At 39.3% G+C, this 26,726-nt stretch carries 27 protein-coding genes; 21 read left to right on the forward strand and 6 right to left on the reverse strand.

What is annotated here, in order from left to right; all coding sequences use genetic code 11:
- On the forward strand, positions 1–285 hold a 285-nt coding region (locus LKE05_RS06800; protein ID WP_308456344.1), incomplete at its 5' end, for a transposase.
- A gap of 217 nt (positions 286–502) precedes the next feature.
- Here LKE05_RS06800 and LKE05_RS06805 read toward each other — a convergent pair.
- The gene (locus LKE05_RS06805) at positions 503–910 is read right to left on the reverse strand and encodes a dipicolinate synthase subunit DpsA (protein ID WP_308456345.1); all 408 of its coding nucleotides are present in this window, start codon (positions 908–910) and stop codon (positions 503–505) included.
- Positions 911–1,125: 215 nt separating this feature from the next.
- Between LKE05_RS06805 and LKE05_RS06810 the strand changes: the two genes are divergently transcribed.
- The 6 genes from LKE05_RS06810 to LKE05_RS06835 all read left to right on the forward strand — a co-directional run bounded on the left by LKE05_RS06810 (position 1,126) and on the right by LKE05_RS06835 (position 6,117).
- Positions 1,126–2,037 carry a substrate-binding domain-containing protein gene (locus LKE05_RS06810; RefSeq protein ID WP_308456346.1) on the forward strand — a complete coding sequence of 304 codons (912 nt, stop codon included), beginning with the start codon at positions 1,126–1,128 and terminating at the stop codon, positions 2,035–2,037.
- A complete protein-coding gene (gene pstC, locus LKE05_RS06815) occupies positions 2,034–2,891 on the forward strand; it encodes a phosphate ABC transporter permease subunit PstC (RefSeq protein WP_308456347.1) in 858 nt (285 codons plus the stop codon). The genes LKE05_RS06810 and pstC overlap by 4 nt, the downstream gene beginning before the upstream one ends.
- On the forward strand, positions 2,888–3,709 hold the full coding sequence (pstA, locus tag LKE05_RS06820; RefSeq protein ID WP_147514235.1) for a phosphate ABC transporter permease PstA: 822 nt from the start codon (positions 2,888–2,890) through the stop codon (positions 3,707–3,709). The genes pstC and pstA overlap by 4 nt, the downstream gene beginning before the upstream one ends.
- A 27-nt stretch (positions 3,710–3,736) precedes the next feature.
- Positions 3,737–4,483 carry a phosphate ABC transporter ATP-binding protein PstB gene (pstB, locus tag LKE05_RS06825; protein ID WP_022228991.1) on the forward strand — a complete coding sequence of 249 codons (747 nt, stop codon included), beginning with the start codon at positions 3,737–3,739 and terminating at the stop codon, positions 4,481–4,483.
- The gene (gene phoU / locus LKE05_RS06830; protein ID WP_022228992.1) at positions 4,483–5,121 is read left to right on the forward strand and encodes a phosphate signaling complex protein PhoU; all 639 of its coding nucleotides are present in this window, start codon (positions 4,483–4,485) and stop codon (positions 5,119–5,121) included. Before pstB ends, phoU begins: the two co-directional genes overlap by 1 nt.
- Positions 5,122–5,247: 126 nt before the next feature.
- Positions 5,248–6,117: an SPL family radical SAM protein gene (locus LKE05_RS06835; protein WP_308456348.1), complete on the forward strand. Its 870-nt coding sequence runs from the start codon at positions 5,248–5,250 to the stop codon at positions 6,115–6,117.
- 94 nt (positions 6,118–6,211) lie between these two features.
- Here LKE05_RS06835 and LKE05_RS06840 read toward each other — a convergent pair whose 3' ends face one another.
- From LKE05_RS06840 to LKE05_RS06860, 5 genes are all read right to left on the reverse strand, one after another.
- Positions 6,212–6,343 (reverse strand): hypothetical protein, encoded by a 132-nt coding sequence (locus LKE05_RS06840; RefSeq protein ID WP_308456349.1) that lies wholly within the window; start codon positions 6,341–6,343, stop codon positions 6,212–6,214.
- Between the two features lie 231 nt (positions 6,344–6,574).
- Positions 6,575–7,606 carry a sugar kinase gene (locus LKE05_RS06845; RefSeq protein ID WP_022228994.1) on the reverse strand — a complete coding sequence of 344 codons (1,032 nt, stop codon included), beginning with the start codon at positions 7,604–7,606 and terminating at the stop codon, positions 6,575–6,577.
- A 25-nt stretch (positions 7,607–7,631) separates the two neighbouring features.
- On the reverse strand, positions 7,632–8,285 hold the full coding sequence (locus tag LKE05_RS06850) for a bifunctional 4-hydroxy-2-oxoglutarate aldolase/2-dehydro-3-deoxy-phosphogluconate aldolase (protein WP_022228995.1): 654 nt from the start codon (positions 8,283–8,285) through the stop codon (positions 7,632–7,634).
- 155 nt (positions 8,286–8,440) lie between these two features.
- Entirely contained in the window at positions 8,441–8,875 is a 435-nt protein-coding gene (locus LKE05_RS06855; RefSeq protein WP_022228996.1) for a GNAT family N-acetyltransferase, read from the reverse strand.
- Between the two features lie 11 nt (positions 8,876–8,886).
- Positions 8,887–9,573: a DUF975 family protein gene (locus tag LKE05_RS06860; RefSeq protein WP_022228997.1), complete on the reverse strand. Its 687-nt coding sequence runs from the start codon at positions 9,571–9,573 to the stop codon at positions 8,887–8,889.
- A gap of 183 nt (positions 9,574–9,756) precedes the next feature.
- Here LKE05_RS06860 and LKE05_RS06865 point away from each other — a divergent pair, with 183 nt between their 5' ends.
- The 14 genes from LKE05_RS06865 (at position 9,757) to LKE05_RS06930 (ending at position 26,725) form a co-directional block, all read left to right on the forward strand.
- A complete protein-coding gene (locus LKE05_RS06865) occupies positions 9,757–10,731 on the forward strand; it encodes a glycosyltransferase family 2 protein (RefSeq protein ID WP_308456350.1) in 975 nt (324 codons plus the stop codon).
- Positions 10,731–11,666: a thioredoxin-disulfide reductase gene (trxB, locus tag LKE05_RS06870; protein WP_308456351.1), complete on the forward strand. Its 936-nt coding sequence runs from the start codon at positions 10,731–10,733 to the stop codon at positions 11,664–11,666. The genes LKE05_RS06865 and trxB overlap by 1 nt, the downstream gene beginning before the upstream one ends.
- A 19-nt stretch (positions 11,667–11,685) precedes the next feature.
- Positions 11,686–12,849 carry an amidohydrolase gene (locus LKE05_RS06875; RefSeq protein ID WP_308456352.1) on the forward strand — a complete coding sequence of 388 codons (1,164 nt, stop codon included), beginning with the start codon at positions 11,686–11,688 and terminating at the stop codon, positions 12,847–12,849.
- 215 nt (positions 12,850–13,064) lie between these two features.
- The gene (locus LKE05_RS06880; RefSeq protein ID WP_308456353.1) at positions 13,065–15,593 is read left to right on the forward strand and encodes an efflux RND transporter permease subunit; all 2,529 of its coding nucleotides are present in this window, start codon (positions 13,065–13,067) and stop codon (positions 15,591–15,593) included.
- Entirely contained in the window at positions 15,568–18,981 is a 3,414-nt protein-coding gene (locus tag LKE05_RS06885) for a hypothetical protein (protein WP_308456354.1), read from the forward strand. The genes LKE05_RS06880 and LKE05_RS06885 overlap by 26 nt, the downstream gene beginning before the upstream one ends.
- Positions 18,950–19,534, forward strand: coding sequence for a TetR/AcrR family transcriptional regulator (locus tag LKE05_RS06890; RefSeq protein ID WP_022229003.1), 585 nt, complete (start codon positions 18,950–18,952; stop codon positions 19,532–19,534). The genes LKE05_RS06885 and LKE05_RS06890 overlap by 32 nt, the downstream gene beginning before the upstream one ends.
- Positions 19,535–19,970: 436 nt before the next feature.
- Positions 19,971–21,230, forward strand: a complete 1,260-nt coding sequence (hflX, locus tag LKE05_RS06895) for a GTPase HflX (protein ID WP_308456355.1) — start codon at positions 19,971–19,973, stop codon at positions 21,228–21,230.
- Position 21,231: 1 nt separating this feature from the next.
- A complete protein-coding gene (locus tag LKE05_RS06900) occupies positions 21,232–21,876 on the forward strand; it encodes a YigZ family protein (RefSeq protein WP_147514226.1) in 645 nt (214 codons plus the stop codon).
- Positions 21,873–22,490 (forward strand): hypothetical protein, encoded by a 618-nt coding sequence (locus tag LKE05_RS06905; RefSeq protein ID WP_147514225.1) that lies wholly within the window; start codon positions 21,873–21,875, stop codon positions 22,488–22,490. The genes LKE05_RS06900 and LKE05_RS06905 overlap by 4 nt, the downstream gene beginning before the upstream one ends.
- 26 nt (positions 22,491–22,516) lie before the next feature.
- Positions 22,517–22,834 carry a thioredoxin gene (gene trxA / locus LKE05_RS06910; RefSeq protein ID WP_117968610.1) on the forward strand — a complete coding sequence of 106 codons (318 nt, stop codon included), beginning with the start codon at positions 22,517–22,519 and terminating at the stop codon, positions 22,832–22,834.
- 162 nt (positions 22,835–22,996) lie between these two features.
- On the forward strand, positions 22,997–24,190 hold the full coding sequence (locus LKE05_RS06915) for an aspartate aminotransferase family protein (protein ID WP_118446574.1): 1,194 nt from the start codon (positions 22,997–22,999) through the stop codon (positions 24,188–24,190).
- 1 nt (position 24,191) lies between these two features.
- On the forward strand, positions 24,192–25,109 hold the full coding sequence (argF, locus tag LKE05_RS06920; protein ID WP_117968608.1) for an ornithine carbamoyltransferase: 918 nt from the start codon (positions 24,192–24,194) through the stop codon (positions 25,107–25,109).
- A 15-nt stretch (positions 25,110–25,124) separates the two neighbouring features.
- The gene (locus LKE05_RS06925; protein ID WP_022229010.1) at positions 25,125–25,622 is read left to right on the forward strand and encodes a GNAT family N-acetyltransferase; all 498 of its coding nucleotides are present in this window, start codon (positions 25,125–25,127) and stop codon (positions 25,620–25,622) included.
- A gap of 221 nt (positions 25,623–25,843) precedes the next feature.
- Entirely contained in the window at positions 25,844–26,725 is an 882-nt protein-coding gene (locus LKE05_RS06930) for an alpha/beta hydrolase fold domain-containing protein (protein ID WP_147514223.1), read from the forward strand.
- The last annotated feature ends 1 nt before the right edge of the window (position 26,726 follow it).

Below are 26,726 nucleotides of genomic sequence, written 5' to 3' on the forward strand. Positions count from 1 at the left end.
AATGCGATGAGAAGATGGGAAGAAAATTGGGATGTTTTATCACCGATGTTCAAATTTTCAGCAGAAGTCAGAAAAGTCATGTATACAACAAATGCAATAGAAAGCCTTAATAGTGTACTACGTCGATTGAATAGCCAAAGGAGCGTATTCCCGAGCGATACAGCCCTTCTAAAGGCACTGTATTTGGCAACATTTGAAGCAACAAAGAAGTGGACAATGCCACTTAGAAATTGGGGCAGAGTTTACGGAGAATTGTCAATCATGTATGACGGACGACTTGTTTAGCATATATTTTTACAGATATACAGATATATAGTGTAAAAAATACGGTCTTTTACAAGACCGCTCTTGACGCGGGAGGAAATCCGTGCTATATTACAAAAAGGCAGATAAGCTGAATTTTGCTTATCTGCCCAAATAAAACTAAGTATTTTATCATAGAAAAATTAATTTTACAGAAATAATCTCACACTCTCTGTTTTTATATCCCCAAAATCAATACCTATATCACCAATGCCGTAGGGACGGCATTTTTTATTGAAAGTTCTTCGCGTTTAAGGTAGTCGCGATATGCGATATGGTTATCTTCAAGTGCTTTTTGAAAATTAGGTTGTATTTGTCCGCCGAACACCAAAGCGGACGGGTTTATTTCACTCAGAAAATCATCAATAATCATCGGTTCTTTTGCGTAAGGCGAGTTAATTGTATTGCCGTCAAAGGTTACGGGTACAGGCAAAATTACTATATCTGCACTCAAAACCAAATCTTTATCTGTTTCACATTCAAGTGTTTCAAGCTGTATATCTTTATCAAAGCCGTATAGAAAAACGTGATACCCTTCAGCTTTCAAAAGCTTTGCAACAGTAAGCTGTCTTAAATCACCGCCTATAACAGAAACATTTTCAAACATAGTGTATCCTCCTTATATAGTTTTCTCTGCTGTATATAATATGTAAGTTGAAGTTGTTTTGTTATTAACGCGTGCTATTTAAAAATTATCTTACACATTTAAGTTGGATTTTACAAACCGACTTTTTATTTTACATTTATTTAAGCATATTTAGATAGTGGATTTTACATAAGAGGTCTATAATAAACTCATAAAGTGAAAAGGAGATAAGAAAAATGAAAAAGAGAAATTTATTGGCAGGAATATTAGTAGGCGTTATGGCTATGACAGCCCTTGCAGGTTGCGGAGAAACAACACAATCACCGCAGTCATCAACTTCGACAACATCATCGTCATCTGATTTTAAAGCAGACAGTGACATCACAGTTGTATCAAGAGAAAACGGCAGTGGTACAAGAGGCGCATTCATAGAGCTTATGGGAATAGAGGAAAAAGGTGCAGACGGCACAAAGACTGACAAGACAACAAATGAGGCAGTAATCGCAAACAAGACTGACGTTATGCTTACAAACGTTGCCGGTGACGAATACGGTATCGGTTATGTATCACTTGGCTCACTTTCATCAAGCGTCAAGGCAGTCAAAGTTGACGGAGTAGAGGCAACAGCCGAAAACGTAAAGAACGGTACATACAAGGTTGCAAGACCTTTTAATATAGCAACAAAATCTGATATTTCAGATGTTGCACAAGACTTTATCGACTATATCCTATCAAGTGAGGGACAGGAAATAGTTTCAGACGGATATATTAAAATCAATGATGATGCTCAACCGTATGCAGGTTCAAAGCCGGCAGGCAAAATCGTTGTAGCAGGTTCATCTTCGGTATCACCTGTAATGGAAAAGCTTAAAGAGTCTTATCTAAAAGTCAATACAAATGCAGAAATAGAACTTCAAACAAGTGACTCAACTGCCGGTATGACAGGTGCAATGGAAGGAACTTGTGACATCGGTATGGCTTCAAGAGAATTAAAAGACAGTGAAAGCGCTGCATTGACAGCAACACCGATTGCACTTGACGGTATTGCGGTAATCGTAAACCCTCAAAATCCGACAGACGATATGTCAACAGAGGATATAAAGGACATCTTTACAGGTACAAAGACAATGTGGAGTGAAATAGCATGAGAAAATACAAAGAGAAGATAATGGGCGGCGTATTTTTCACCGCTGCCCTTACTTCAATACTTGCCGTATTGCTGATATGCGTATTCCTTTTTGCAAACGGAATACCTGCAATGGGTAAGGTAGGACTTTTCAAATTCCTTGCGGGTACTAACTGGGCTCCGACAGATAGTCCTGCGTCATTCGGAATCTTCCCGATGATTTTGGGAAGTATATATGTGACCGCCGGTGCAATCGTCATTGGTGTACCGGTAGGTATCCTGACATCAATATTTATGTCGAGATATTGTCCAAAACCCTTATATAAAATCCTCAAACCTGCTACGGAGCTTTTAGCAGGTATTCCTTCGATAGTTTACGGCTTTTTCGGACTTGTGGTACTTGTTCCGTTCGTAAAAACGGTTTTCGGCGGAAACGGAAACAGTATGCTTACAGCCTCGATTTTGCTTGGAATAATGATTTTGCCGACAATTATCGGTGTATCGGAAAGTGCGATAAGAAGTGTACCCGAAAGCTATTATGAGGGTGCGTTGGCACTCGGTGCAACAAAGGAAAGAAGTATATTTACAGTTATATTACCTGCGGCAAAATCGGGAATACTTGCAGGAGTTATTCTTGGTATAGGCCGTGCGATTGGTGAAACAATGGCGGTAATTATGGTTGCCGGTAATCAGGCGAGAATTCCGTCAAGCATTTTAAAAGGTGTCAGAACTTTGACTTCAAATATCGTAATCGAAATGGGTTATGCGGCAGATTTACACCGTGAAGTGCTTATTGCAACGGGTGTTGTATTGTTTGTGTTTATACTTCTTATCAACATATCATTTAGTATCGTAAAGGGAAGGAACAAGCAATGAAACATTTAGGCTCAAAAATATTAAAGGGAACAGTAATCCTTGCAAGCTGTTTGACATTTGGTGTATTACTGTTTTTGATTGCGTACATATTGATAAAGGGTTTGCCTAATTTAAGCCCTAAATTGTTCAGCTTACATTACACAACCGAAAACGTATCAATGTTACCGGCAATAGTAAACACGATTGAAATGACGCTCTGTTCGCTTATAGTTGCAGTACCGCTCGGAATATGTACTGCTATATACCTTGTCGAATATGCGAAAAAGGGCAACAAGGTTGTAGGTATTATAAGGCTTACAGCCGAAACGCTTTCGGGAATACCGTCGATCGTATATGGTTTGTTCGGAATGTTGTTCTTTGTAACGTATTTAAAGTGGGGATATTCAATACTTGCCGGTGCGGCAACGTTGGCAATAATGGTACTTCCGCTTATTATGAGAACAACAGAAGAGGCACTTCTTGCAGTATCCGATTCATATCGTGAGGCAAGCTTCGGAGTCGGTGCAGGCAAGCTTAGAACTGTGTTTAAAATTGTTCTTCCGGCGGCAATGCCGGGTATATTGTCAGGAGTTATCCTTGCAATAGGAAGAATTGTCGGTGAAACGGCGGCACTTATTTATACGGCAGGTACTGTTGCGGAGGTTTCAAAAGGACTTCTGTCATCGGGACGTACACTTGCAATACATATGTATGTACTGTCAAGCGAGGGCTTGTACACAAATCAAGCATATGCAACGGCGGTTGTGCTGTTGATATTTGTGTTGATAATTAACTTTATGTCATCACTTGTTGCAAAGAAGTTTGCGGCAAAGGATTGATGATATAGAAAGGAATGGAATTTTAAAGTGAAATTTGATATAAAGAATTTACATCTGCATTACGGTGATTTCCACGCTTTAAAAGGGATTGATATGCAGATTCCCGAAAATAAAGTTACGGCATTTATAGGCCCGTCGGGTTGTGGTAAGTCTACGTTTTTAAAAACGCTAAACAGAATGAATGACCTTGTAGAGGGTTGTAAGATTGACGGAACGGTTTTGCTTGACGGTAAAAATGTTTACGGAGATATTGAAGTGAATGAACTTCGCAGACGTGTAGGTATGGTGTTTCAAAAGCCTAATCCGTTTCCTATGAGTATATATGATAATATCGCATACGGTCCGAGAACGCACGGAATTAAGGCGAAAAGCAAGCTTGATGAAATAGTTGAGCGTTCGTTAAAACAGGCGGCTATATGGGACGAAACAAAGGATAGATTAAAGAAAAGTGCGCTTGGTATGTCGGGCGGTCAGCAACAAAGACTTTGTATTGCAAGAGCGCTTGCGGTAGAGCCGGAAGTATTGCTTATGGATGAACCGACTTCGGCACTTGACCCTATATCCACATCTAAAATTGAGGACTTGGTGTGGGAACTTAAGGATAAGTACACTATAATTATGGTTACGCACAATATGCAGCAAGCCGCAAGAGTTTCGGATAAAACAGCATTTTTCTTGCTTGGTGAGGCAGTGGAATTTGACGATACACAAAAGATTTTCTCAAAACCAAAAGATAAAAGAACCGAAGATTACATAACAGGGAGGTTTGGATAATGAGAGATGAATTTGAAAGACAGTTGGCGCTTCTCAATGAAGAACTTACTACAATGGGCGGACTTATTGAAAGTGCAATCGCAAATGCGGTAAAGGCACTTGACGGTGACGAACATTCGATAAATAAAGCGTATGACTATGAAAAGTCGATAGATAATAAAGAACGTGAGATTGAAAGTCTTTCTTTGAAATTGCTTTTGACTCAACAGCCTGTTGCAAGTGATTTAAGACTTATTTCAGCCGCACTTAAAATGATAACAGATATGGAACGTATCGGCGATCAGGCGGAGGATATAGCCGAAATCGCGGCAACCGCGAAAAAGAAGATGTTGAAAAAATCAAAGCATATTCAACGTATGGCGGCGGCAACTATTGATATGGTCAATAAGAGCGTTGAGGCGTTTATTAAAAAGGATTTGCTTATTGCAGAAGAAGTTTCTCATAATGATGATGTTGTTGACGCATTGTTTGAAGAAATCGTCAACGACCTTGTGGATATTATTAAAAAAGATGAGGGGACTTCCGAAGTACTTGATATGCTTATGGTTGCAAAGTATTTTGAAAGAATCGGCGACCATGCGGTTAATATCGCCGAGTGGGTGCAGTTCTCTATTACAGGCGAACATAAAAGATTATAATCTGTTTTCGGTTTTCCCATTCTCGCCGATTACAGTTTATATATAAAGTCGGGTAACCGACTTTTTTTCTTGTGCGGAAATATTAAAAGTGATATAATAGTATAATAATGCTAAAGGGTGGAATGTATGCACAAAGTAAATGTTAAAGGGATTTTATCGGCGAAAAACGGAATGAATATATACAGAGGTTGCTTGCATGGGTGTATTTATTGTGATTCAAGAAGTTTGTGTTATCAGATGAATCATAAATTTGAAGATATTGAAGTTAAGGCTAATGCGGTGGGATTGTTGGAAAATACACTCAGAAGAAAGAGAAACAAGTGTATGATTGGAACAGGTGCAATGTCTGATCCGTATATGCCAATAGAAGAAAAACTCGGTAATATGCGAAAGTGTCTTGAAGTGATTGAAAGGTATGGTTTCGGTGTGACAATGATTACTAAATCGACAAAAGTTCTTCGTGATCTTGATTTGTTAAAGAAGATAAATGAAAAATCAAAATGTGTCGTACAGATGACGCTTACCACATATGATGAGGATTTGTGCCGCATTGTTGAGCCGAATGTTGAAACTACATATGAGAGATTTCGTGCACTTGAAATATTGCATGATAACGGTATACCGACTGTTGTGTGGCTTTGCCCGATATTGCCTTTTATAAATGATACCGAAGAAAATATTAGGGGAATACTTGATTATTGTGTCAGAGCAAAAGTGAAGGGGATTATTAATTTTGATATGGGTGTTACGTTGCGTGACGGTAATAGAGAGTATTTCTATAAAAAACTCGATGAACATTTTCCGGGACTGAAAGAAAAATATATCAGAATGTACGGAAACAGCTATCAGCTTTCATCTCCGAACAGCAGACAACTTAATATGATTTATAAAAGCGAATGTATTAAAAACGGTATTATGTGTGATGTGAATGAATGCTTTGAGTATTTGAATAAGTATGAAGATAAATATGGTGGCGAACAAATCAGCTTGATATAAAGTTGTTTGCAGTGTTGACAAAATGAATGAATAGATATATAATAAATATAGAAAAAAGGTAAGACCTCAAACGGTTATACCCTGAAATTAGTTATTACAATAACCGCAATCTTGGTAGGAGGGCGGTTATTGTGCTTTTATAGAGAAAATTATCAAAAATATGATAATTTCTAAAATTGCTGTGAGCAATTTCTTCGCCATATGTAGCAATATGCTTACTTTTCATAAGCATTCCTCCTTTCATAAACTCAGCATAACAGCCTGTGAATATAAAAGAGAGTATAACCGCCGGTGAAAACACCGTTAAGAGGTCTTACCTATATCGGAATGATCCGACAGTGATATTATATAACAAAGAAATACAAAATTCCACAAAGTATACAAAACGAAATACAAATGTAAATGAGCGCACAAAAAAACGGCATTATCGAATGCCGTTTTTTGTATACTTAAAAACTTATCTTTGTACACGACCTGAGCCGTCGCCGCCTGCAAGAGTTTCAACTTCTTCTCTTGTAACAAGGTTAAAGTCACCAGGGATTGTGTGCTTAAGAGCTGATGCCGCAACACCGAATTCAAGAGCGTCCTTGAAGTTCTTACCGTCAACAAAACCGCAGATTGTACCGCCGGCAAAGCTATCGCCGCCGCCTACACGGTCAACGATTGGACGAATTCTGTATTCTCTTGAATGATAGAATTCATCATCTTCACTTGAGTAAATGCAAGCTGACCAACCGTTATCAGAAGCTGACTTAGAAACTCTAAGTGATGAAATAACATACTTAAATCCGAACTTAGCAACCATCTGCTTGAAAATGCTTTCGTAACCTGCAAGGTTAAGTTCACCGCTTGTTACGTCTGTGTTTTCAGGCTTGAAACCAAGAACTTTATCTGCATCTTCTTCGTTACCGATACAAACATCAACATATTGCATAAGGTTTGACATAACCTTTTGAGCCTTTTCGCTTGTCCAAAGCTTCTTTCTGAAGTTAAGGTCACAAGAAACTGTTACACCGTGAGCCTTAGCAGCTTTACAAGCAGCCTCTGTAAGTTCAGCGGCAGCGTCTGAAACAGCAGGTGTAATACCTGTGAAGTGGAACCAGTCAGCACCTTCAAAGATTTCGTCAAAATCGAAATCAGAAATGCTTGCTGTTGCGATTGATGAGTTAGCTCTGTCATATGTAACGTTTGAAGGTCTCATTGACGCACCTGTTTCAAGGAAGTAGATACCAAGTCTGTCGCCGCCCTTAGCAATGTGCTTTGTTTCAACACCGTATTTTCTTAGTGCCGCAACTGCGCAAGCGCCGATTGGGTTTTCAGGAACTTTTGTAACAAATTCAGCGTCGTGACCGTAGTTTGCAAGTGAAACTGCAACGTTTGCTTCGCCGCCGCCGTAGTTTATGTCAAACTGTGTAGCTTGAATATATTTTTGATTTCCAGGGGTTGAAAGTCTAAGCATGATTTCACCCATTGTAACAACTTTTGCCATTATATAAATCTCCTTTAATTATAAATTACTTGTTAAGTTCTGCTCTTGCAGCCTTGATATTTGCAATAAATTCTTTAGCTGTTTCGGTAATTGCGTTGTAGTCGCCTGTCTTAGCACCCTTTGTAAGTGATGAACCTGCACCTACTGCAACAACGCCTGCCTTAATCCAATCAGCAACGTTATCCTTGTCAACGCCGCCTGTAGGCATCATTTGAGCCTGAGGAAGAGGACCCTTAATATCCTTTATAATCTTAGGACCGTATAGATCTGCAGGGAATATCTTAACGATGTCAGCACCTGCCTCCATAGCTGTGATAACTTCTGTAATTGTAGCACAACCAGGCATATAAGGTACTCTGTAACGGTTACAAAGCTTAGCTGTTTCTGCATTGAAAGCAGGGCTTACGATAAAGTTTGCACCTGCCAAGATAGCCATTCTTGCTGTTTCAGGATCAAGAACAGTACCTGCACCAAGCATCATTTCGCCGTTTGAATATTTTTCAGCCAAAGCAGCAATAACCTTGTCGGCACCCGGAACTGTAAATGTAAGTTCGATACCTGTACAACCGCCTGCAAGGCAAGCGTCTGAAATTTTAATTGCTTCTTCAGCATTGTTAGCTCTTACAACTGCAACAAGACCGCAGTCAGTTAGCTTTTTAAGCACATCTTCTTTTAACATTGGAAAAAAACCTCCTAAAATATTTTACTGTATATAATTTTATCACAAACCTTTACGATTTGCAATATCTCAACATAAAAAAATACACTGTAACGGATAATTTTGCCGATACAGTGCAAATTGATTTAGACTTTTTGACTTTGAGTCGATTTTTCTTACATATTCCACAGCATAGTGTACATCACTTCTCCGTTATGTTCGTGGCGAAGTGCACCGTCAATGATAAAGCCGGTACGGGTTGCGAATGCAAGAGCCTTTCTGTTTCTTGCGTAAATAGGTATGTGGAGCATATTGTACTCCGATTTCAGGAAATTTATAAGTGCCGTTCCGATACCTTTGTTTTGATATTCTGGATCGACGAAAAGCCCCGTTATTCTGTTATCCTCCGTCACACCGGTAAAAGCGACAATCTTGCCGTCAATGATGTAAACAAAATTTTCTTTGCCGTTTATGTATTTTTCTTTTACAAAATCGTAATGTGTTTCCCAAAAGTTTTCTTCAACAAATGAATTTGAATGAATTGTTGTTCGCAGCCATAAATCCATTACTTCATACGTTTGAGAAGGTTTCATTCGTTCTATATTTTCCATATTATCAAGTCCTAAATATTATAAGTAAATTCTTCAGGCGTTACAGTGCCTTTTGCGATTGCCTCAGCTTTTAAATCAAAGTAAAGCTGAGTAAATGATGCCGATATATACGGCTCAAGGAACAAAAATCCTATACCGAATGTAATACAGCTTAGAATTATCCAACCGAAAAACGAAAGTGAGAATAAAAATATTCTGCCTTTGTTTCCGTCGGTAAGCGATTTTGTAACTTCAAATGCTCTGCGTCTGTCCATAGCCGGATTTTCGGCAAGGATATAAGGAATCATTGAGTATTGGAATGATTTGATAATTCCCGGTATGATGAACAACAGCGACCATAAAAATGTATAAATCGCAACAAACACATTAATACCGATTACGTTGCCGAGATTGTTTTTATAAGGGAAAAACAAATCGTATACATTAGGTGCGTTGACAGTTGCCTTTATGAAAAATCTGCACGATCCCACGCTTAGAGGAAATGTGACAAAAAGAGTGATTAATATTTGAAGTACGGCTGATATTGATGTACCTGCCGAACCGGCGTCCGAATTAACCATATTAGTCACCGTAGCAACCGAAGTTCCGAGTGATGTGATAAGTGAAACCAATATACATACTCCGAATGAATACCAGTAGTTTGACTTTAAAACGTCTTTAGCTCTTGTTTTTAGTTCTGCAAAAGTAGTTTTATACATATTGCCAAGACCTCCTTTATATTTAAGATATATCGCATAAAGTATATCATATGCAAAATAATTTTTGTAGTAGGAAATTCATAATGTAAAGTAAACTTAATAAAATATACTTGTTTATACAAAGAAAATGTTATATAATAAAGGCGTATATATATTATTGTAATTTACAAAGGAGATATAGCGATGAGTAAGAGTGTCAATTTGTATGTAGTGGTACCGTGCTATAATGAAGAAGCTGTTTTGCACGAAACATCCAAGCAAATGCTTGAATTATTCGGTGAAATGAAAAATGACGGACTTATAAATGACAACAGCAGAATCGTTTTTGTAGATGACGGTTCTAAAGATAAAACATGGAGCATAATAGATGAACTGACTAAGGCTCATACAGAAATATCGGGAATAAAGCTTGCCAAGAATGCTGGACATCAAAATGCACTTTTCGGCGGTCTTATGACAGTTAAAGATGACTGCGACTGTGCAATATCCATTGATGCGGACTTGCAGGACGATATACACGTAATACCTGATATGGTGAGAAACTTCATTGACGGATATGACGTTGTTTACGGTGTAAGAAACAAACGTGATACCGATACATTCTTTAAACGCACAACGGCGGTAGGATTTTATAAATTAATGCAGTTTATGGGCGTTAATATTGTATTCAATCACGCGGATTACAGATTGATGAGCAAACGTGCGCTTGACGGATTGGCACAATTCCCTGAGAGAAATCTGTTCCTAAGAGGAATGGTTCCGCTTGTCGGCTATCGCTCAACGAATGTGTATTACGACAGAAACGAACGCTTTGCGGGCGAGTCAAAATATCCGTTAAAGAAAATGCTTTCATTTGCGTTTGACGGTATAACTTCATTCAGCATAAGCCCAATCAGAATGATTTCGGCATTCGGTGCGATTGTGTGCGTGTTTGCGTTCATTATGGCGATATACGCACTTGTGCAGAAAATTATAGGTCACACAGGTGCAGGCTGGGCGTCACTTATGGTTTCGATATGGTTTATAGGCGGTGTACAGCTTTTGTCTGTCGGACTTATAGGCGAGTATATCGGTAAATTGTATAAAGAAGTTAAACGCCGTCCAAGATATATTATTGAAGCATATGTAAATGAAAAAGAGAAAGAGGACGATAAATAATGATATATGATGTTGCAATAATCGGCGGAGGTCCTGCCGGAATGTCAGCTGCCATATACGCCGCAAGAGGCGGTATGAAAACGCTTGTAATCGAAAAAATCGCATACGGCGGTCAAGCAATAAAAACATATGAAATAGACAATTATCCGGGATTTGCAAACAATCCGACAGGTGAAGAACTTTCAAAAGCAATCGAAGAACACGCAAGAAAATTTGGCGCAACATTTGTTTCGGAAAATGTTAAGTCAATCGAAAATGCCGAATACGGCATAAAGGTTATTCACACAAGAAGAAATACTTATATGGTAAAGTCAATAATTTTTGCAACAGGTGCAGTACCAAAAACGCTCGGTGCGGACGGTGAAGAACAGTTTACCGGTGCAGGTGTTTCGTATTGTGCGACTTGTGACGGTGCGTTTTTTAAGGATAAGGACGTGTGCGTTGTAGGCGGCGGAAATACGGCTATGGAGGACGCATTGTATCTTGCGGGATTTTGCCGTAAAGTCTATGTCATAAACAGAAGCAAGAAGTTCAGAGCGGCGGCTACAATGGTTGAAAACGTAAAAAGAAACGGCAAAATAACCGTGCTTACAGATACCGTAGTTGATAAATTCGTAGGCTCGAATATGCTTGAAGGTGTTGATATTAGAAACACTGTAACAGACGAAAAGAGTATTTTGAACGTATCGGGTGCGATTGTTGCAATAGGCGTAAAGCCGTCGTCCGATCTTGCAAAAGATTGCGGGGTTGAATGTTGTCAGCACGGATTTGTCAAGACGGATATGTACCTTGCGACTAACATAAAAGGTATATTTGTCGCAGGTGACGTAAGAGTATCACCGTTAAGACAGGTTATAACAGCGGCGGCAGACGGTGCAATCGCCGCGACAAGTGCGGTTAATTATGTGAATGAACTCGGGATTAAAAGCATATAAAAGGTAAAAGGATAAAACTATGAAGACACTTATAAAAAATGCCGAAATAGTAACAATGACGGGCAAAAAGTACAAGAACGGCTGTATATTGTTTGATGAAAAAATACAGTATGTAGGTGAAGATAAAGCATTTGAGGCGGATAAGATTATTGATGCAGAGGGTAAAATCGTTATGCCAGGACTGATTGACGCACATTGTCATGTCGGAATGTTTGAAGATTCGCTTGGATTTGAGGGTGATGACGGTAACGAGGACAGCGACCCGATAATGCCGCACCTTCGTGCGATTGACGGAATAAATCCGTTTGACCGTGGGTTTAAAGACGCGTATAACGCAGGTGTTACAACCGTTGTAACAGGACCGGGCAGTGCAAACCCTGTGGGCGGACAGTTTGCGGCGGTTAAGACGTACGGAATATGCGTAGATGATATGATTATTAAAACACCTGTTGCAATGAAATTTGCACTTGGTGAAAACCCAAAATGCGTGTACAATGAAAAGGACGAGGCACCTGTTACGCGTATGGGAACAATGGCATTGATACGCGAATTGCTTATAAAATCAAGAGATTATATGAATCAGCTTGACGCATATAATGAAAACAGCGAAGAGCACGACAAGCCTGAATTCGACATAAAGCTTGACGCAATGATACCTGTACTCAAAAAACAGATACCTGTTAAAATTCATGCACACAGGGCAGACGATATTTGCAGTGCAATCAGATTGGGCAAAGAATTTGATATTTGCGTTACGCTTGAACATTGCTCGGACGGTGACAGAATAGCACCGATTTTGGAACGTGAAAAATTACCTGTAATGCTTGGTCCGACACTTTCGGACAGAAGTAAACCGGAGCTTAAAAACTTAACCTTTGATACATATAAAAATCTTTCGGACAGAGGTATTGACGTTGCGATAATAACAGACCACCCCGAAATTACGATTGAAAATCTGTCGCTTTGTGCGGTTATGGCGGTTAAGCACGGTATGGACGAAGAAAAAGCACTGAAAGCGATAACCTCCACAGCGGCAAAAAACTGTTGGATTGACGACAGAGTGGGTACGCTTGAAGTCGGTAAAGACGCCGATATTGCAGTGTTTACAGATTTGCCGACAAGATTTGAGTCTGAATGTGTTATGACGTTTATAGACGGAAAATGTGTAACAGACATAAAGTAAGAATGGGACGATAAAACGTCCTTTTTCTTTTATACAAAAACATTGTTTTAAATTAATTTGTTTTGGGCAAAGTGACAAAAATTGTAGAAATAGATACAAAGTTATTTGTAAGTGTCGGAAAATAAACACCGATATGAAAATTGACTGTTGACGTACAAAGTGACGGAATTTATAATATGTATTGATGAGATTAATGTTTTCGGAGATGTAAATATATGAAGAAAAATGATGTGAAAAATGATAGTCGAAAAGACAATAATTTAATGGTAAAAATAGCAACTTTTATTGTTGATAAAAGACGTGCATTCTATTTAATATTTGCACTTGCACTTGTATTGTGCGTAATATCAATACCGAAAGTGCAGGTAAACAACGACATAAGTTCATATCTTCCCGAAGAAACGGAAACAAGACGCGGACTTACTTTAATGGACGATGAGTTTATTACATACGATACGGAAAAAATAATGGTTACGACCATAACGACCGAAACAGCGGAAAAACTGAAAGATAAACTCGAAAAGGTTGACGGAGTAAAAGAGGTTGAGTTTGAAAATGACGACGACCACTATAAAGATTCTGCGGCATTGTTTACGGTTACGCTTAGCGTGCGTGACGATTTGGACAGGGAACTTGAAATTGTCAATGATCTGAAAGCACAGCTTGACGGATATGACTTCTATGCTTATTCCGACAGTATAGACGACAGTTCTAAACAGCTTGAAAAAGAAATGACCGTTATTTTGGGTATAGCACTTGTGATAATTATAGCGGTTTTGCTGTTCACGTCAAAGAGCTTTATGGAAGTGCCGATATTCCTTATAGTATTCGGTGTGGCGGCACTTTTGAATATGGGTACGAACTATCTGCTCGGTGAAATTTCGTTTATTACAAAGTCGGTTGCGGTGGTGTTGCAGTTGGCACTGGCGATTGACTATGCGATTATCCTTTCGCACAGATTTGCGGAGGAAAAGCAGACAAAGAATGCGTATGACGCGATAGTAACCGCACTTTCAAAGGCTATCCTTGAAATCAGTTCATCAAGTCTTACAACACTTGCAGGTCTTGCCGCACTTATGGTAATGCAGCTTAGAATCGGTATGGATATGGGTTTGGTACTTTGTAAAGGTATCATATGCAGTCTTGTTACGGTGTTCTTTATTATGCCCGGTTTACTTTTGGCATTTTCGGATAAGATTGATAAAACAACTCACCGTTCTTTTGTGCCGAGTATCGAGAAATGGTGTAAGGTTGTTATTAAATTAAAGAACATTGTGCCTTACATATTTATTGCGATTATAGCAGTCGGTGCGGTGCTTTCGTCAATGAGTAACTATGCTTTTGACGCCACAGCCGAACAGCTTAAAAAGCCTACCGAAAACTCAATCGCAAAACGAAAGGTTGACGAAATTTTCGGTACGGATCATCAGCTTGCTGTAATTGTTCCGTCAGGTGACTATGACCGAGAGGCAAAAGTTATATCGCTTGTCGAGGAAAATCCGAGCATAAATTCGGCTTTGGGTCTTGCAAATACGGAGCTTGATGATGACCACATACTTACCGAAAAAATCAACGCAAGAGAAACTTCAAAGCTTATGAATATCGATTATGATTTGTGTTGTCTTCTGTTCCAGGCATACGGCGCGGAACACGATGAATACAGTGCAATATTCGGTGACGTAAATGATTATGAAGTGCCTATAATCGACTTGTTTATGTATGTACACGAGAAGATGGATTTGGGTGTAATCAATCTTGACGAGGATCAAACGAATGATATTAACGACCTTTACGACAAGCTGACAGACGCGAAAGACCAGCTTGAAAGCGATAATTATTCAAGAATAATCTTTACATATAAATGTGATATTGAAAGTGACGAGGCATATCAAATGCTTAAAGACGTCAGAAGTGATGTTGAAAAGTATTATGACGAATGTTTGCTTGTCAGCGACAGCGTAAACAGCCGTGACTTGGGTGATTCGTTCGGCGGAGACAATAATAAGATTAATCTTATCACAATCTTGGCATTGCTTTTGATACTGATGTTCACATTCCGTTCGGCAGGTGTTCCTGTACTTTTGGTACTTGCGATACAGGGAAGTGTGTGGATTAACTTCTCAATTCCGTTCCTTACAGGGCAGAGATTGTACTTCCTTGCATACTTGGTTGTAAGTTCAATTCAGATGGGTGCTACGATTGACTATGCTATCGTATTTACGAACAGATACCTTGAATTAAAGGAAACAATGGATAATAAACAGGCGGCGGCAACCGCGCTTAACCAATCGTTCCCGACAATTCTTACATCAGGTTCAATCCTTACACTTGCGGGATTTCTAATAGGTATGATTTCGACAAATGCTATTATATCGGCACTCGGTACGGTACTTGGACGCGGAACGTTAATATCAATAGTTATAGTAATGATGGTACTTCCGCAAATTGTACTGCTGTGCGATAAGTTTATTGAAAAGACCGCATTCGGTAAAAAAGCGACTGATAAAGACAAGGCGGCAAAGAGAGAAATGTCGGGCATTATGTTCGTCAACGGTCGTGTCAGAGGTCACGTTTCAGGCTTTATGGACGGTGTGTTCTACGGCTTGGTAAAGGGTGATATAGACGCGAAAGTCGAACTTGGAAATCAACAGGATTTGTTGCTTACAGAGAGTAAGGAAGATAATATAAAAATAGATGAAAAGCAGGAGGATGAGGATAATGAGAACAACGAAGAAGAACAATAAAATCATATCTTTTCTGACTGCACTTGTTATAATGCTAAACATATTACCTATGTGCATTGTACAGGCAGACGACACTGTTGCAATATCGACAGTGAACGACCTTAAAGAATTTTTTGAAAAGTGCGTATATGACGAGTATTCAAAAAATAAGAAGTTCGTATTACAAAATGATATTGATTTAAACGGTGTGGAAATAAAAAGTGCGGAGGTATTCTGCGGAACTTTCGAGGGAGGCGGTCACAGTATAAAGAATGTCAAGCTTTCATTTGAGGGTTCAAATAAAGGACTTTTCTGTTCAGTGACAAAAGAAGGTCAGATCAGAGATTTGAACATAACAGGAGATATAAAGGTTACAGTCGGAACAGATACGGAATCGATTTTTAGACAAAAAGCCACCTCGATTTTGAGTAAGACTGATATAAATACTCAAAATTTTGATAAAGGCTCAAAAGGTGCAGGCGGACTTGTCGGCTATAACGAGGGTAAAATCGTAAACTGTTCATACGGCGGAAATGTCAAAGGTCAGAAACAGGTCGGAGGACTTGTCGGCTACAATGCAATGACAGGTGTTGTCGATTCTTCCGCAAATTTGGCTACAGTTGTTGGTGACAGTGAAACAGGCGGTATAGTCGGTTACAATGAGGGCAGAATAAAGCTGAGTAGAAATGACGGAAAAGTGTGTCCGGACGCAAACGAAAATACGGTAAACGCCGGCGGTATCTGCGGTAATAACGAGGGTGCGGTTGTTATTTGTACAAATAACGGCGCTGTCGGCGGCGAAAGTTTCGGCGACAATATCGGCGGTATAGTCGGTACACAAAGCGGTGAAGTAAGAGAATGTATCAATAATGCCGCTGTTCAGGGAAGAAGAAGTGTCGGCGGTGTAGTCGGTCGATTTGAACCGTATACAGATATTGACTTGTCTTATCAGAGTGCAAAAGCGGCAATAGAAAAAGATATAGATACATTCCAAAACGATATTTCAAGTGCAAGAACAAAGTTGATTGAATACGGTTTGAAACTGTTGACAGGTTCAAATGATGTATCGGGACTTATGTCGCTTTTAGGCTTGGGTGACGCGAAAAATAATACACGTTCAAGGCTTGACGTTCTTACGGATTCAGCCGTCAATATGATGGACAGTATAACAAATGCGGTAAATTCAGCGTCTGACAGTAATGTGACAGGTTCGCTGAAAGATACGCTTGACCAAGCAAGAGGAGATATATCTTCGTTCACAGACGAATCAAAGCAGTCAATCAGAGATGTGAGTGATTCGCTTAATACTTCTCTTGAATCGCTTGATGATTTCCTTGACGAATTTGACGGCAAGGGTGATGAATTGTCAGACCTTATCGACAATTTGAACGATTCGCTTGATAAGGGCAAAGATGATGTTGACGATTCAAAAGACAAACTTTCAAATCGTCTTGACAAGATGGAAAAAGATATTGATGATGTAATTGATAATCTTGACGATACAAATGAAGAATTGAAGAAACTTTTAAGACAGCTTAAATATGTATCGGGTGATGTCGGTGATTCGGTCAGTGATACAATGGAGAATCTTGACAACCTTGTTTTGAATATGAGCAAGGAATTGAAAGGCTTAAAAGATACAATTAAATCATTTAAAGACGTACTTGATAAGTTGGGCTCAACACTTCCTACATTAAAGCCGTTGCCTACATTAGGTCCTATGACAAGACCTACGGAAACGCCAAGCAATGGCGGTAGTGGCGGTAACAGCGGTGGAAGCAACAGCAATAATGATACTTCTTCGGAAAGTGTAAAATCTGAGGACGATATTGATCCGGGCTACAACGTAACACCTGACGGTGAGCTTGACAGCAGTTATGACGTTGAACCGTCTGTTGTCGGTATGCTAAAGGATATGTTGTTCACAACGGCTAAAGCGGCGGAAACAGATGATGAAAAAACTGCAATAAGTGATTTGAAGAGTACGGATATTTCATTGCCAAGACTTATCGGTGATGAAAATGCCGATACGGCACTTGTGAAATATTGTATAAATAACGGTACCGTAGACGGAACCGAATCGACAGGCGGTGTAGTCGGATGTGTCGGCTTTGAGTCGATAGTTCGTTCCGGTGAAAACCTTACTTTGCCTGACGGCACTAAAGTAAATTCCGATTCTGTTTTGAAAGCTGTAATTGATTCTTGTATAAGTTTCGGTAATGTAACCGCAGAATCGAAATATGCGGGCGGTATTTGCGGTAAGAGTGATATAGGCGATATAAAAAATTCGCTTACAACAGGCGAAATTACTGTAAATGACGGCAGTTACAGCGGTGGTACGGCAGGATATACAAGCGGAAATATAGATAATTGTATTGCGATAAATGATGTTGACGGTAACGACCATATCGGCGGTATTGCCGGCTCGGCTAAAAATATTAATACGTCATATTCGCTTCCGAGATTGGACGGTAAAAAAGATGATGCCGGTGCAATAGTGGGATTTGTTGACGGTGACGTTACGGGTTGTTATTTTATTGATGAGGGACTTTCAGGTATAAGCGGAATGAATCTTGAGGGCAGAGCAGAGGCTGTCAAGCCTGACGATATGACAACGTCTGACGGCAGTTTCCCGAGCCGTATGCCGCTTTTGGATAACGGTAATTTCTATATGGCGGACGGAGATAAATTCCTTCCGCAAATAAAGAGTTTGGCTCAAAATGACGCCGAGAGTATAGGTGCGATTTTGCAGTCAAAGTCAACAGAACTTTCAAGATTTCATTTCAATGTTATATTCAAGGATAAAGATAAAGAATTGAAGTCAATGACAGTTGATTACGGTACTGTATTAAATGACAGCGATATACCAAAGCTTACCGCTGACGGCAGTGAAGTTCCGATGTGGGATAAGGACGTGAAAAGTCCTATCATACGTCACACTACATTTTCGGCAGAATACAACAAGGCAACAACGACTATTTCATCAGGCGAAGAACCGCCGTTAATGCTTGCCGAAAGCGTATTTGCGGATAATACAACATTGTCGCTCAAAGAGGAAGATGTTGACCACGTTTTTGACGGCTACAAAAACGGTAAGACATACTCATTTACATTAAGTAAAGATGCTTATGATGTTATAAAAGTACATATTCGTGATGATAAGAAAAAGGCTGCAAAGATTGCAGTACAGATTGACGGTAAATGGAGTATGGTTGATTGTACGATTGACGGCAGTTATGCGGTTTTTGAAACGGCAAAACCTTGTAAATATGTATTGCTTTATAAGAAAATATCGCCGATTGTACCGATTGTGATTTGTGGGGGAACGGCTGTTTTGCTGATGGCTGTGTTCATTGTGCTTAGGAGGATAAAAAAACATGGAAGAAGTAAAGAAAAAGAAAACGTATAGGAATTTTACACGTTCTGAAAAAGCGATTGTCCATGCGTATGTCGAACTTATGCAAAAGAATAAGAAGATAACCGTTACCGATATTGTCAATACGGCTGATCTTAACAGAAGTACATTTTACGCACATTTCAAAACGGCTGACGATGTTCGCGAAAAAATTCAGACGGACGTTATAAATGAACTGTTCGGTTCGATAAATAAAAACGCAATTAAGAGTGTTCTTGAAGATCCGTATGATATTATGAATCACGTTCGTGAATTTATTGAGGACGACGAGGAAATGTATAAAATGCTCTTGAATACAGACGGTGCGGATAAGTTTCTTAAAAGACTTCGCGATATAGTTATTGAAAAGTGTATGCGTGATGCGTCCGAAGCTTCGTATATCAGCGATAAAGAATCGTTTGAAATGAATTTGAGATTGTTTATCGGCGGTTATGTTTCGGTTATTGAGGATTGGGCAGCAGGCAGTATTGGTATGTCACTTAAAAAGTGTACCGAAATTATGAGCGAATCAATTAAAATTTGCATTCAAAAATATGTTAAAAGATAGCCACCCCTCCGGCACTATGTGCCACCTCTCCTCAAGGAGAGACTTTCGGCTCCCATAGAGGGGCTGTCAGCGTAGCCGACTGAGGGGTGGCAAATATGAAAAAGCATAAATCGTCTGTTTGCGTATACAATAAATCCGTAGGGGCGATCATTGGTCGCCCGAGTAAATATAAAATTAAAACCACCACTCCGGCACTATGTGCCACCTCTCCTCAAGGTGAGACTTTCGGCTCCCATAGAGGGGAGCTGTCGGCGTAGCCGACTGAGGGGTGGCAAATATAAAACACACGATATAACTTAAAATATCGGTATGGAAAAAATCATACCGATATTTTTTATTTATAATATTAAAATTTTTTGAATTTTTCACCAAAAGGGTATACTAAAAACGATTTTTTTGTTATACTGAATATATAGAAACAAAAAGCGAGGTAAATATGGAGTATAACGAGCAAAAACAGGAACGTGTAATTTTAGCGGGTGTACATCGCGGTATGCGTGACGCACTTTGGGATACAACTGAAGAATCAATACATGAGCTTGGCGAATTGGTGAAAACGGCAGGCGGTATTGTTGTGGGTGAAATGATTCAAAACAAGGCTGATTTGGAAAGTGCAACGTATATGGGCGAGGGCAAACTTGATGAACTCAAAATTGCCATAGAAACGCTTAATGCCGATATGGTTGTGTTTGATGATGAGCTTTCGCCTGTACAAATGAGAAATATAAGTGATTTTCTTGAAATAAAAGTGCTTGACCGTTCTATGCTTATACTTGATATTTTCGCAATGCGTGCAAAAAGCGGCGAGGGTAAACTTCAAGTTGAACTTGCACAGCTTAAATACCGCTTGCCGCGACTTCGCGGTTTCGGTGTGGAAATGAGCCGTACAGGTGCGGGAATAGGCACAAGAGGTCCGGGTGAAACGCGTCTTGAAAGTGACAGACGTCATATAAGACGAAGAATTTCGGCACTTGAAGAAGAAATCAAGGAACTGAAAAAACATCGCGGACTTATTCGGGACAGACGCAAGAAAGACGGTGTTATAACTGCGGCACTTGTGGGTTACACGAACGCAGGCAAATCAACGCTTTTAAACACGCTTACAGACGCACAGGTGTTTGCGGAAGATAAACTTTTCGCAACGCTTGACCCTACATCAAGAGCGATAACACTTGACGATAACAGAAAAATATTACTTGTCGATACTGTTGGTTTTATAAGAAAACTTCCGCACCATCTTATTGAGGCTTTTAAATCAACACTTGAAGAAGCGGTTGTGGCAGATGTGCTTTTACACGTCATTGATGCGTCGGGGGAAGAAATGGACAATCAAATCACAGTCGTGGAACAAGTTTTGTCTGACATCGGTGCGGTCGGTAAGCCGGTTGTGGCGGTGTTTAATAAGTGTGACAGACTTGAAGATTATCCGATAACTAATTTAAAGAGTGACAAGTGCGTATATATAAGTGCCAAGCACAGAACAAATATTGATAAATTGATTGAAGCGATAGCCGACACCGCACCGGGTAAAAAGCAGAAAATTAAGGCTTGCATACCGTACAGTGCAGGTTCGCTTGTGAATGAACTTCATGAAAATCAAAAAGTAATATCAGAAGAATATGGCGAAAACGGCACTGTAATGGAGCTTATGGTAGATGCTAAAATGTATGAGAAAATAAGGGAGTATATTTTGTAAAATGTCAAAAAAAGACGTATACAAAACGGTAAAAAAGCAGTCGCAGTCACTGCTTATAGAGAAAAAATCAAAATTTATCGCAAATGTAAAACCTGTTGACAATGAAGATGACGCACTTGCGTTTTTGAATGAAATGCGTTCAAAGTATTCGGATGCAACGCATAATGTTTACGCATATGTGATTGACGAAAATAATATTTTTCGTTACAGTGATGACGGCGAACCGTCGGGGACGGCAGGAATGCCCGTTCTTGACGCAATCCGTAAATCCGGGATAGTTGATGTGGTTGTGGTGGTTACGCGTTATTTCGGCGGTACACTTCTCGGAACGGGCGGACTTGTACATACTTACGGAGCATCGGCAAAACAGGGACTGATTGAGTCGGAAATAGTTATAAGAAAGCTTTGCGATATAGTTTCTGTAAAAGTTGATTATTCTTTGCTCGGAAAAATGCAACATGAGATTATGACTAAGGGATATTTGCTTGAGGACACTATTTACGAAGATGAGGTTACTTTTATCATATCGTGTCCGATTGATACGACCGATAAAGTTATTGCGGAAATAATCAATATGACGAATGCAGGAGCGGTTTGTGAAAAGATTGATAAAAAATATGTTGATATTAAGGAGGAAGAGGGATGAAGAAAGTAATTAAAGCGATATGCTGTATATTGGCTGCCGTTATACTTGTCGGCGGCGGATATGTGGCAGGGCAGAGAGCAAAACAAAGCAGTATCGTATCGGCACTGCCTAAAAATATTCTCGATATGCCGAAAGAGAGCAATGAGCCTTCAGAAAGTGCTGAACCTGAGAGTAAGCCGTCGGAAGATGTGCCTGAACCGAAAGAGGATGTAAGAATAATAAATAAATCGAATGAGTCAGCAGTTGATTCAACGTGGAGTACAGTTGAATCATCGAGCAACACAACCGATAACGGTGCACTTACATTATACACTTCCGCACAAAAAGACGGTGATGAATTTATTTGGGACGACAGTCAAAAGTGGGTGCTTGAAGTATCGGACGGTAACGGCGGATATTATACATTGTTTGACCAAAATGTAAGTAACGGAAGTGTTTATTACGATGTTGCCGAAAACGACAACGGTACGAAAAATATAAATGTATATGTTTTCACCGGTGCGGGAACAACAATAAAGCAATATACACACACAGAAACGGGATTTTCCGAAAAGAGCGTGTATGAATCCGGTGCTGTAAACAGAGTGTTTACAACAATCCCGTCATATAAATAACACAGTTCATAGAGGAGGAAATACAAATGGAAATCGAATTGACAAAGGAAAACTATGATGGTGAAGTTATAAAGTCAAATATGCCTGTGCTTGTTGACTTTTGGGCTTCTTGGTGCGGACCTTGCAAAATGGTTGCGCCTATAATCTCTCAAATTGCAGAGGAATACAACGGTAAAGTCAAGGTGTGCAAGGTTAATGTTGACGATCAAGGCGAGCTTGCCGCTCAAAATGCTATTGTTTCAATACCGACTGTAATTTTATTTATAGACGGCAAACCTGTTAAGAAGATTGTCGGCGCACATTCTCTTGACGATTACGAGGACGCAATAGATGAATTTATATGATTAAAACTGATTAATTATTCAGTACAGTGCATAAATATTCATACGCAATGAATATTTATGCACTGTTTTTATATGATTTAAACTTTTTTGTCAAAAAGACTTGCATTTTTATTCAAAAAGGAGTATAATCATAAACGTATTTGAAATTTTGGAGGGTTAGTAATGCTTGATGAAGTTATACAATTAGATAAAAAATATTATTTGAATACTTTCGGCGACAGACTTCCTGTATGCTTTGAAAAGGGTGAGGGAATGAAACTGTTTGACGACAAGGGTAATACATATTACGATTTTCTTGGCGGAATTGCCGTAAATGCGTTGGGTCACGGACACAAAGATTTTATAAACGCACTTAAAAATCAACTTGATAAAGTAGTGCATACATCAAGTCTTTATTATATAGAAAATCAAGCAAAGCTTGCACAAAAGCTTGTTGAAAATACTTGTGCGGAAAAAGCGTTTTTCGCAAACAGCGGTGCAGAGGCCAATGAGGGTGCATTCAAACTTGCAAAGATTTATTATTATAAAAAAGGTTTGGATAAGTATGAGATAATCACGCTTGATAAGTCATTCCACGGCAGAACTCTTGCAACCGTTGCAGCTACAGGTCAGGAAAAATATCAAAAGCCGTACAGACCATTGACACCGGGTTTCAAGCAGGTTGAGCCTAATAATTTTAAAGCGATTGAGGACGCGGTTACTGATAAAACTGCGGCAATTATGATTGAACTTATTCAAGGTGAAAGCGGAGTTCATCCGATGGATAAGGAATACGTTGAAAAGCTTAGAAAGCTATGCGACGAGAAAGATATTATTCTTATTTTTGACGAAGTACAGACCGGTATGGGCAGAACAGGTTATCTTTTTGCACATCAAATGTACGGCGTTGAACCGGATATTTTCACTTCGGCAAAGGCACTTGGCGGCGGTATTCCGATTGGCGCGGTATGTGCGGGCAAAAAGGTTGCGTCTGCATTTGAACCGGGTGACCACGGAACAACATTCGGCGGTAATCCGTTCGCAACGGCAGCTGGATTGGCTGTGTTTGATATTTTTGAAAAGGAACATCTTGTTGAAAATGCAGGTAAGATGGGTAAGTATTTTAAAGAAAAACTTACAGAACTTCAAAATAAATATTCGGATAAAATTACAGATGTCAGAAATGCAGGTCTTTTGATTGGTATTCAGTTGGAGGACAGCATAGCCAAGACTGTATTTAATAAGTTGTTTGAAAATAAAATGCTTACAAGCCTTTGCGGCGGCAACACAATCAGAATTGCACCGCCGTTAATTATAAAAGAAACAGACATCGACTTGTTTATTAATACATTAAGCAGTATATTGGAGGAATTATAAAATGAAAGATTTAATCAGTTTACACGATTTAACTTCAGAAGAAGTAAAAGGACTTTTGGAGCTTGGTTTAAAATTAAAAAAGGAACAGAAAAGCGGAATTGAACATCATATTTTAAAGGGTAAAACACTTGGTATGATATTCACAAAATCATCAACAAGAACAAGAGTATCATTTGAAGTGGGTATGACTCAACTTGGCGGTTATCCGTTGTTCTTATCGTCAAACGACATTCAGCTTGGACGCGGCGAATCAATTTACGATACTGCAAAGGTTTTGGAAAGAATGCTTGACGGTATTATGATTCGTACTTACGCACATCAAGATGTTTTGGACCTTGCAGAATATGCAAATATTCCTGTAATCAACGCACTTACAGACTTGCTTCACCCATGTCAGGTGCTTGCAGACCTTATGACAACATATGAGCATAAGGGCAAGCTTGAAGGCTTGAAACTTGCATATATCGGTGACGGTAATAATATGGCACATTCGCTTATGTACGGCTGTGCAAAGGCAGGTATGGACTGTGCGATCGCAACACCTGAAAATTATCAGTGTGACGCGGAAGTGGTTGCAAACGCAAAGGACGACTTCAAGAAGTCGGGAAAAGAATTAATTTTGACAACAGATCCGGTTGAGGCAATCAAAAATGCAGATGTAGTTTATACAGATACATGGGTATCAATGGGACAAGAGGCTGAAAAGGCAGAAAGACAAAAGATATTTATGCCGTATCAAGTAAACGGTGAATTGTTCAAGAATGCCGCAGATGACGCTGTATTTATGCACTGCTTGCCTGCATATCGCGGTTTTGAAGTTACAGAAGAAGTTATAGACGGACCTCAATCTGTTATTTTTGACGAGGCTGAAAACAGACTTCATGCTCAAAAAGCAGTTATGGCAACATTGATGGGATAATCGGAGGTTATAGTAATGGAAAGTGATTATCAGTCATTATTTCAAGTGCGTTTGGCTAATTATGATGATATACCTGCAATTATGAATATCACGCGTGAGGCATTTGTTAAATATCAGCAGATGTCAGGCGTTGAAAAGCTTGCGGCACTTGAAGAATCGTATAATGATGTGAAAAAAGATATAGATACAAAAGTTGTATTGCTTGCATTGTCTGACGGCGAACCTGTCGGCAGTGTGAGAGTAGAGGTATTTCCCGATAAAACCGCATATTTGTCACGTTTTGCGGTAAAGGTTACAAGTCAAAATAACGGTATCGGTAAATCAATAATGAATCTTGTTGATAAAATTATGGTTAAAAAGGGTGTAACTCAAATTCAGTTGCATACAGGCTCAAAGATTACATCGCTTATTCGTTTTTATTACGGCAGAGGATTTTATATTGATTCGACAGATAAGTCGCGAGGTTATGTTCGTGCATTGTTGATTAAGGAATATCAAAAGAAAGATTGTTAGGTAAAAGGGACACTAAAATTTAGTGTCCCTTTTGATATGCGGTAAATATAAATAAACCTTGTGAGCGGCCAATGACCGCTCCTACAAATATTTAGTCGATAATTATTGAAATTCGTAGGGGCGATCATTGGTCGCCTTGATTTTATGGGGACACTAAACATTCTCTTGACAAAATCACTTATAAAATGTATACTAAACAAAAACACTTATGGAGATATTATATGAAATTATTGGCGGACTTAATATTAAACGGTGCAGAAACGATGAAAATGTCGGAGAACATAAAAAAGAATTTCGACAATCCCGAAAGAAACAACGGTGAATTGAGGGCAGATAAATTTAAAGGGTTTATAACAGATGAATGGAATGTGGACGGCTTTAATGTTATAACAGTAAGCGGCAAAAAAACAAACGGGGGACACGTTATATTTTTGCATGGCGGAGGATATGTCGCAGAGGCGACAGCATCTCACAGAAGAATTATTGAAGAACTTGTGAAAATGTACGGATTAAAAGTGACTTTTATAGACTATCCGCTTGCACCCGAGCATACATATGAAAAAACACACGAAATCGTAATGAAAGCATACAGAGAGATTACAATTAAAAATTACGGTGATGAATTTTATTTGTTCGGTGACAGTGCAGGCGGTGGATTGGCTTTGGCAGTTTTGCAGATATTGCGTGATGAAAAAATAATACCGTTTCCGAAAAAGACAGTTTTAATGTCACCATGGGTTGACTTGACTATGAGCAATCCGAAAATAGGGGAGGCGGCGGAACGCGATCCGCTTTTGACGATGGATTGCCTGTACCATGCGGCGGAGAGATATATTGGAAACGGTGACGCTAAAAATCCTGTGCTTTCACCTATATTCGGAAGAATGGATAATCTCGGTAAAATATTTCTTTTGACAGGAACTCATGAAATTTTAAATCCCGATTGCAGAAAGTTAAAAACAAAGTTGATGGCGGCATACGGTACGGAGCTGGAATTTTATGAGGGTGAAAAAATGGTTCACGACTGGATTTTGGCAACACCGTTTTATCTTGAGGCATTTAAAGCGATTGAAATGGTCGGAGAATTTTATGTGAACGGCTAAT

This window comes from Hominilimicola fabiformis, from assembly GCF_020687385.1.
Lineage (GTDB): Bacteria > Bacillota > Clostridia > UBA1381 > UBA1381 > Hominilimicola > Hominilimicola fabiformis.

Excerpts from the sequence above, each read along its gene's own strand:
- LKE05_RS06805 (WP_308456345.1), bottom strand. The coding sequence starts at position 910 with ATGTTTGAAAATGTTTCTGTTATAGGCGGTGATTTAAGACAGCTTACT.
- LKE05_RS06860 (WP_022228997.1), bottom strand. The coding sequence starts at position 9,573 with ATGTATAAAACTACTTTTGCAGAACTAAAAACAAGAGCTAAAGACGTT.
- LKE05_RS06845 (WP_022228994.1), bottom strand. The coding sequence starts at position 7,606 with ATGGCAAAAGTTGTTACAATGGGTGAAATCATGCTTAGACTTTCAACC.
- trxB (WP_308456351.1), top strand. The coding sequence starts at position 10,731 with ATGATATATGATGTTGCAATAATCGGCGGAGGTCCTGCCGGAATGTCA.
- LKE05_RS06865 (WP_308456350.1), top strand. The coding sequence starts at position 9,757 with ATGAGTAAGAGTGTCAATTTGTATGTAGTGGTACCGTGCTATAATGAA.
- pstC (WP_308456347.1), top strand. The coding sequence starts at position 2,034 with ATGAGAAAATACAAAGAGAAGATAATGGGCGGCGTATTTTTCACCGCT.
- LKE05_RS06925 (WP_022229010.1), top strand. The coding sequence starts at position 25,125 with ATGGAAAGTGATTATCAGTCATTATTTCAAGTGCGTTTGGCTAATTAT.
- LKE05_RS06905 (WP_147514225.1), top strand. The coding sequence starts at position 21,873 with ATGAAGAAAGTAATTAAAGCGATATGCTGTATATTGGCTGCCGTTATA.
- LKE05_RS06930 (WP_147514223.1), top strand. The coding sequence starts at position 25,844 with ATGAAATTATTGGCGGACTTAATATTAAACGGTGCAGAAACGATGAAA.
- LKE05_RS06875 (WP_308456352.1), top strand. The coding sequence starts at position 11,686 with ATGAAGACACTTATAAAAAATGCCGAAATAGTAACAATGACGGGCAAA.
- phoU (WP_022228992.1), top strand. The coding sequence starts at position 4,483 with ATGAGAGATGAATTTGAAAGACAGTTGGCGCTTCTCAATGAAGAACTT.
- hflX (WP_308456355.1), top strand. The coding sequence starts at position 19,971 with ATGGAGTATAACGAGCAAAAACAGGAACGTGTAATTTTAGCGGGTGTA.
- LKE05_RS06810 (WP_308456346.1), top strand. The coding sequence starts at position 1,126 with ATGAAAAAGAGAAATTTATTGGCAGGAATATTAGTAGGCGTTATGGCT.
- LKE05_RS06890 (WP_022229003.1), top strand. The coding sequence starts at position 18,950 with ATGGAAGAAGTAAAGAAAAAGAAAACGTATAGGAATTTTACACGTTCT.
- LKE05_RS06835 (WP_308456348.1), top strand. The coding sequence starts at position 5,248 with ATGCACAAAGTAAATGTTAAAGGGATTTTATCGGCGAAAAACGGAATG.
- trxA (WP_117968610.1), top strand. The coding sequence starts at position 22,517 with ATGGAAATCGAATTGACAAAGGAAAACTATGATGGTGAAGTTATAAAG.
- LKE05_RS06840 (WP_308456349.1), bottom strand. The coding sequence starts at position 6,343 with ATGAAAAGTAAGCATATTGCTACATATGGCGAAGAAATTGCTCACAGC.
- LKE05_RS06855 (WP_022228996.1), bottom strand. The coding sequence starts at position 8,875 with ATGGAAAATATAGAACGAATGAAACCTTCTCAAACGTATGAAGTAATG.
- pstA (WP_147514235.1), top strand. The coding sequence starts at position 2,888 with ATGAAACATTTAGGCTCAAAAATATTAAAGGGAACAGTAATCCTTGCA.
- LKE05_RS06885 (WP_308456354.1), top strand. The coding sequence starts at position 15,568 with ATGAGAACAACGAAGAAGAACAATAAAATCATATCTTTTCTGACTGCA.
- LKE05_RS06900 (WP_147514226.1), top strand. The coding sequence starts at position 21,232 with ATGTCAAAAAAAGACGTATACAAAACGGTAAAAAAGCAGTCGCAGTCA.
- LKE05_RS06880 (WP_308456353.1), top strand. The coding sequence starts at position 13,065 with ATGAAGAAAAATGATGTGAAAAATGATAGTCGAAAAGACAATAATTTA.
- LKE05_RS06850 (WP_022228995.1), bottom strand. The coding sequence starts at position 8,285 with ATGTTAAAAGAAGATGTGCTTAAAAAGCTAACTGACTGCGGTCTTGTT.
- LKE05_RS06915 (WP_118446574.1), top strand. The coding sequence starts at position 22,997 with ATGCTTGATGAAGTTATACAATTAGATAAAAAATATTATTTGAATACT.
- argF (WP_117968608.1), top strand. The coding sequence starts at position 24,192 with ATGAAAGATTTAATCAGTTTACACGATTTAACTTCAGAAGAAGTAAAA.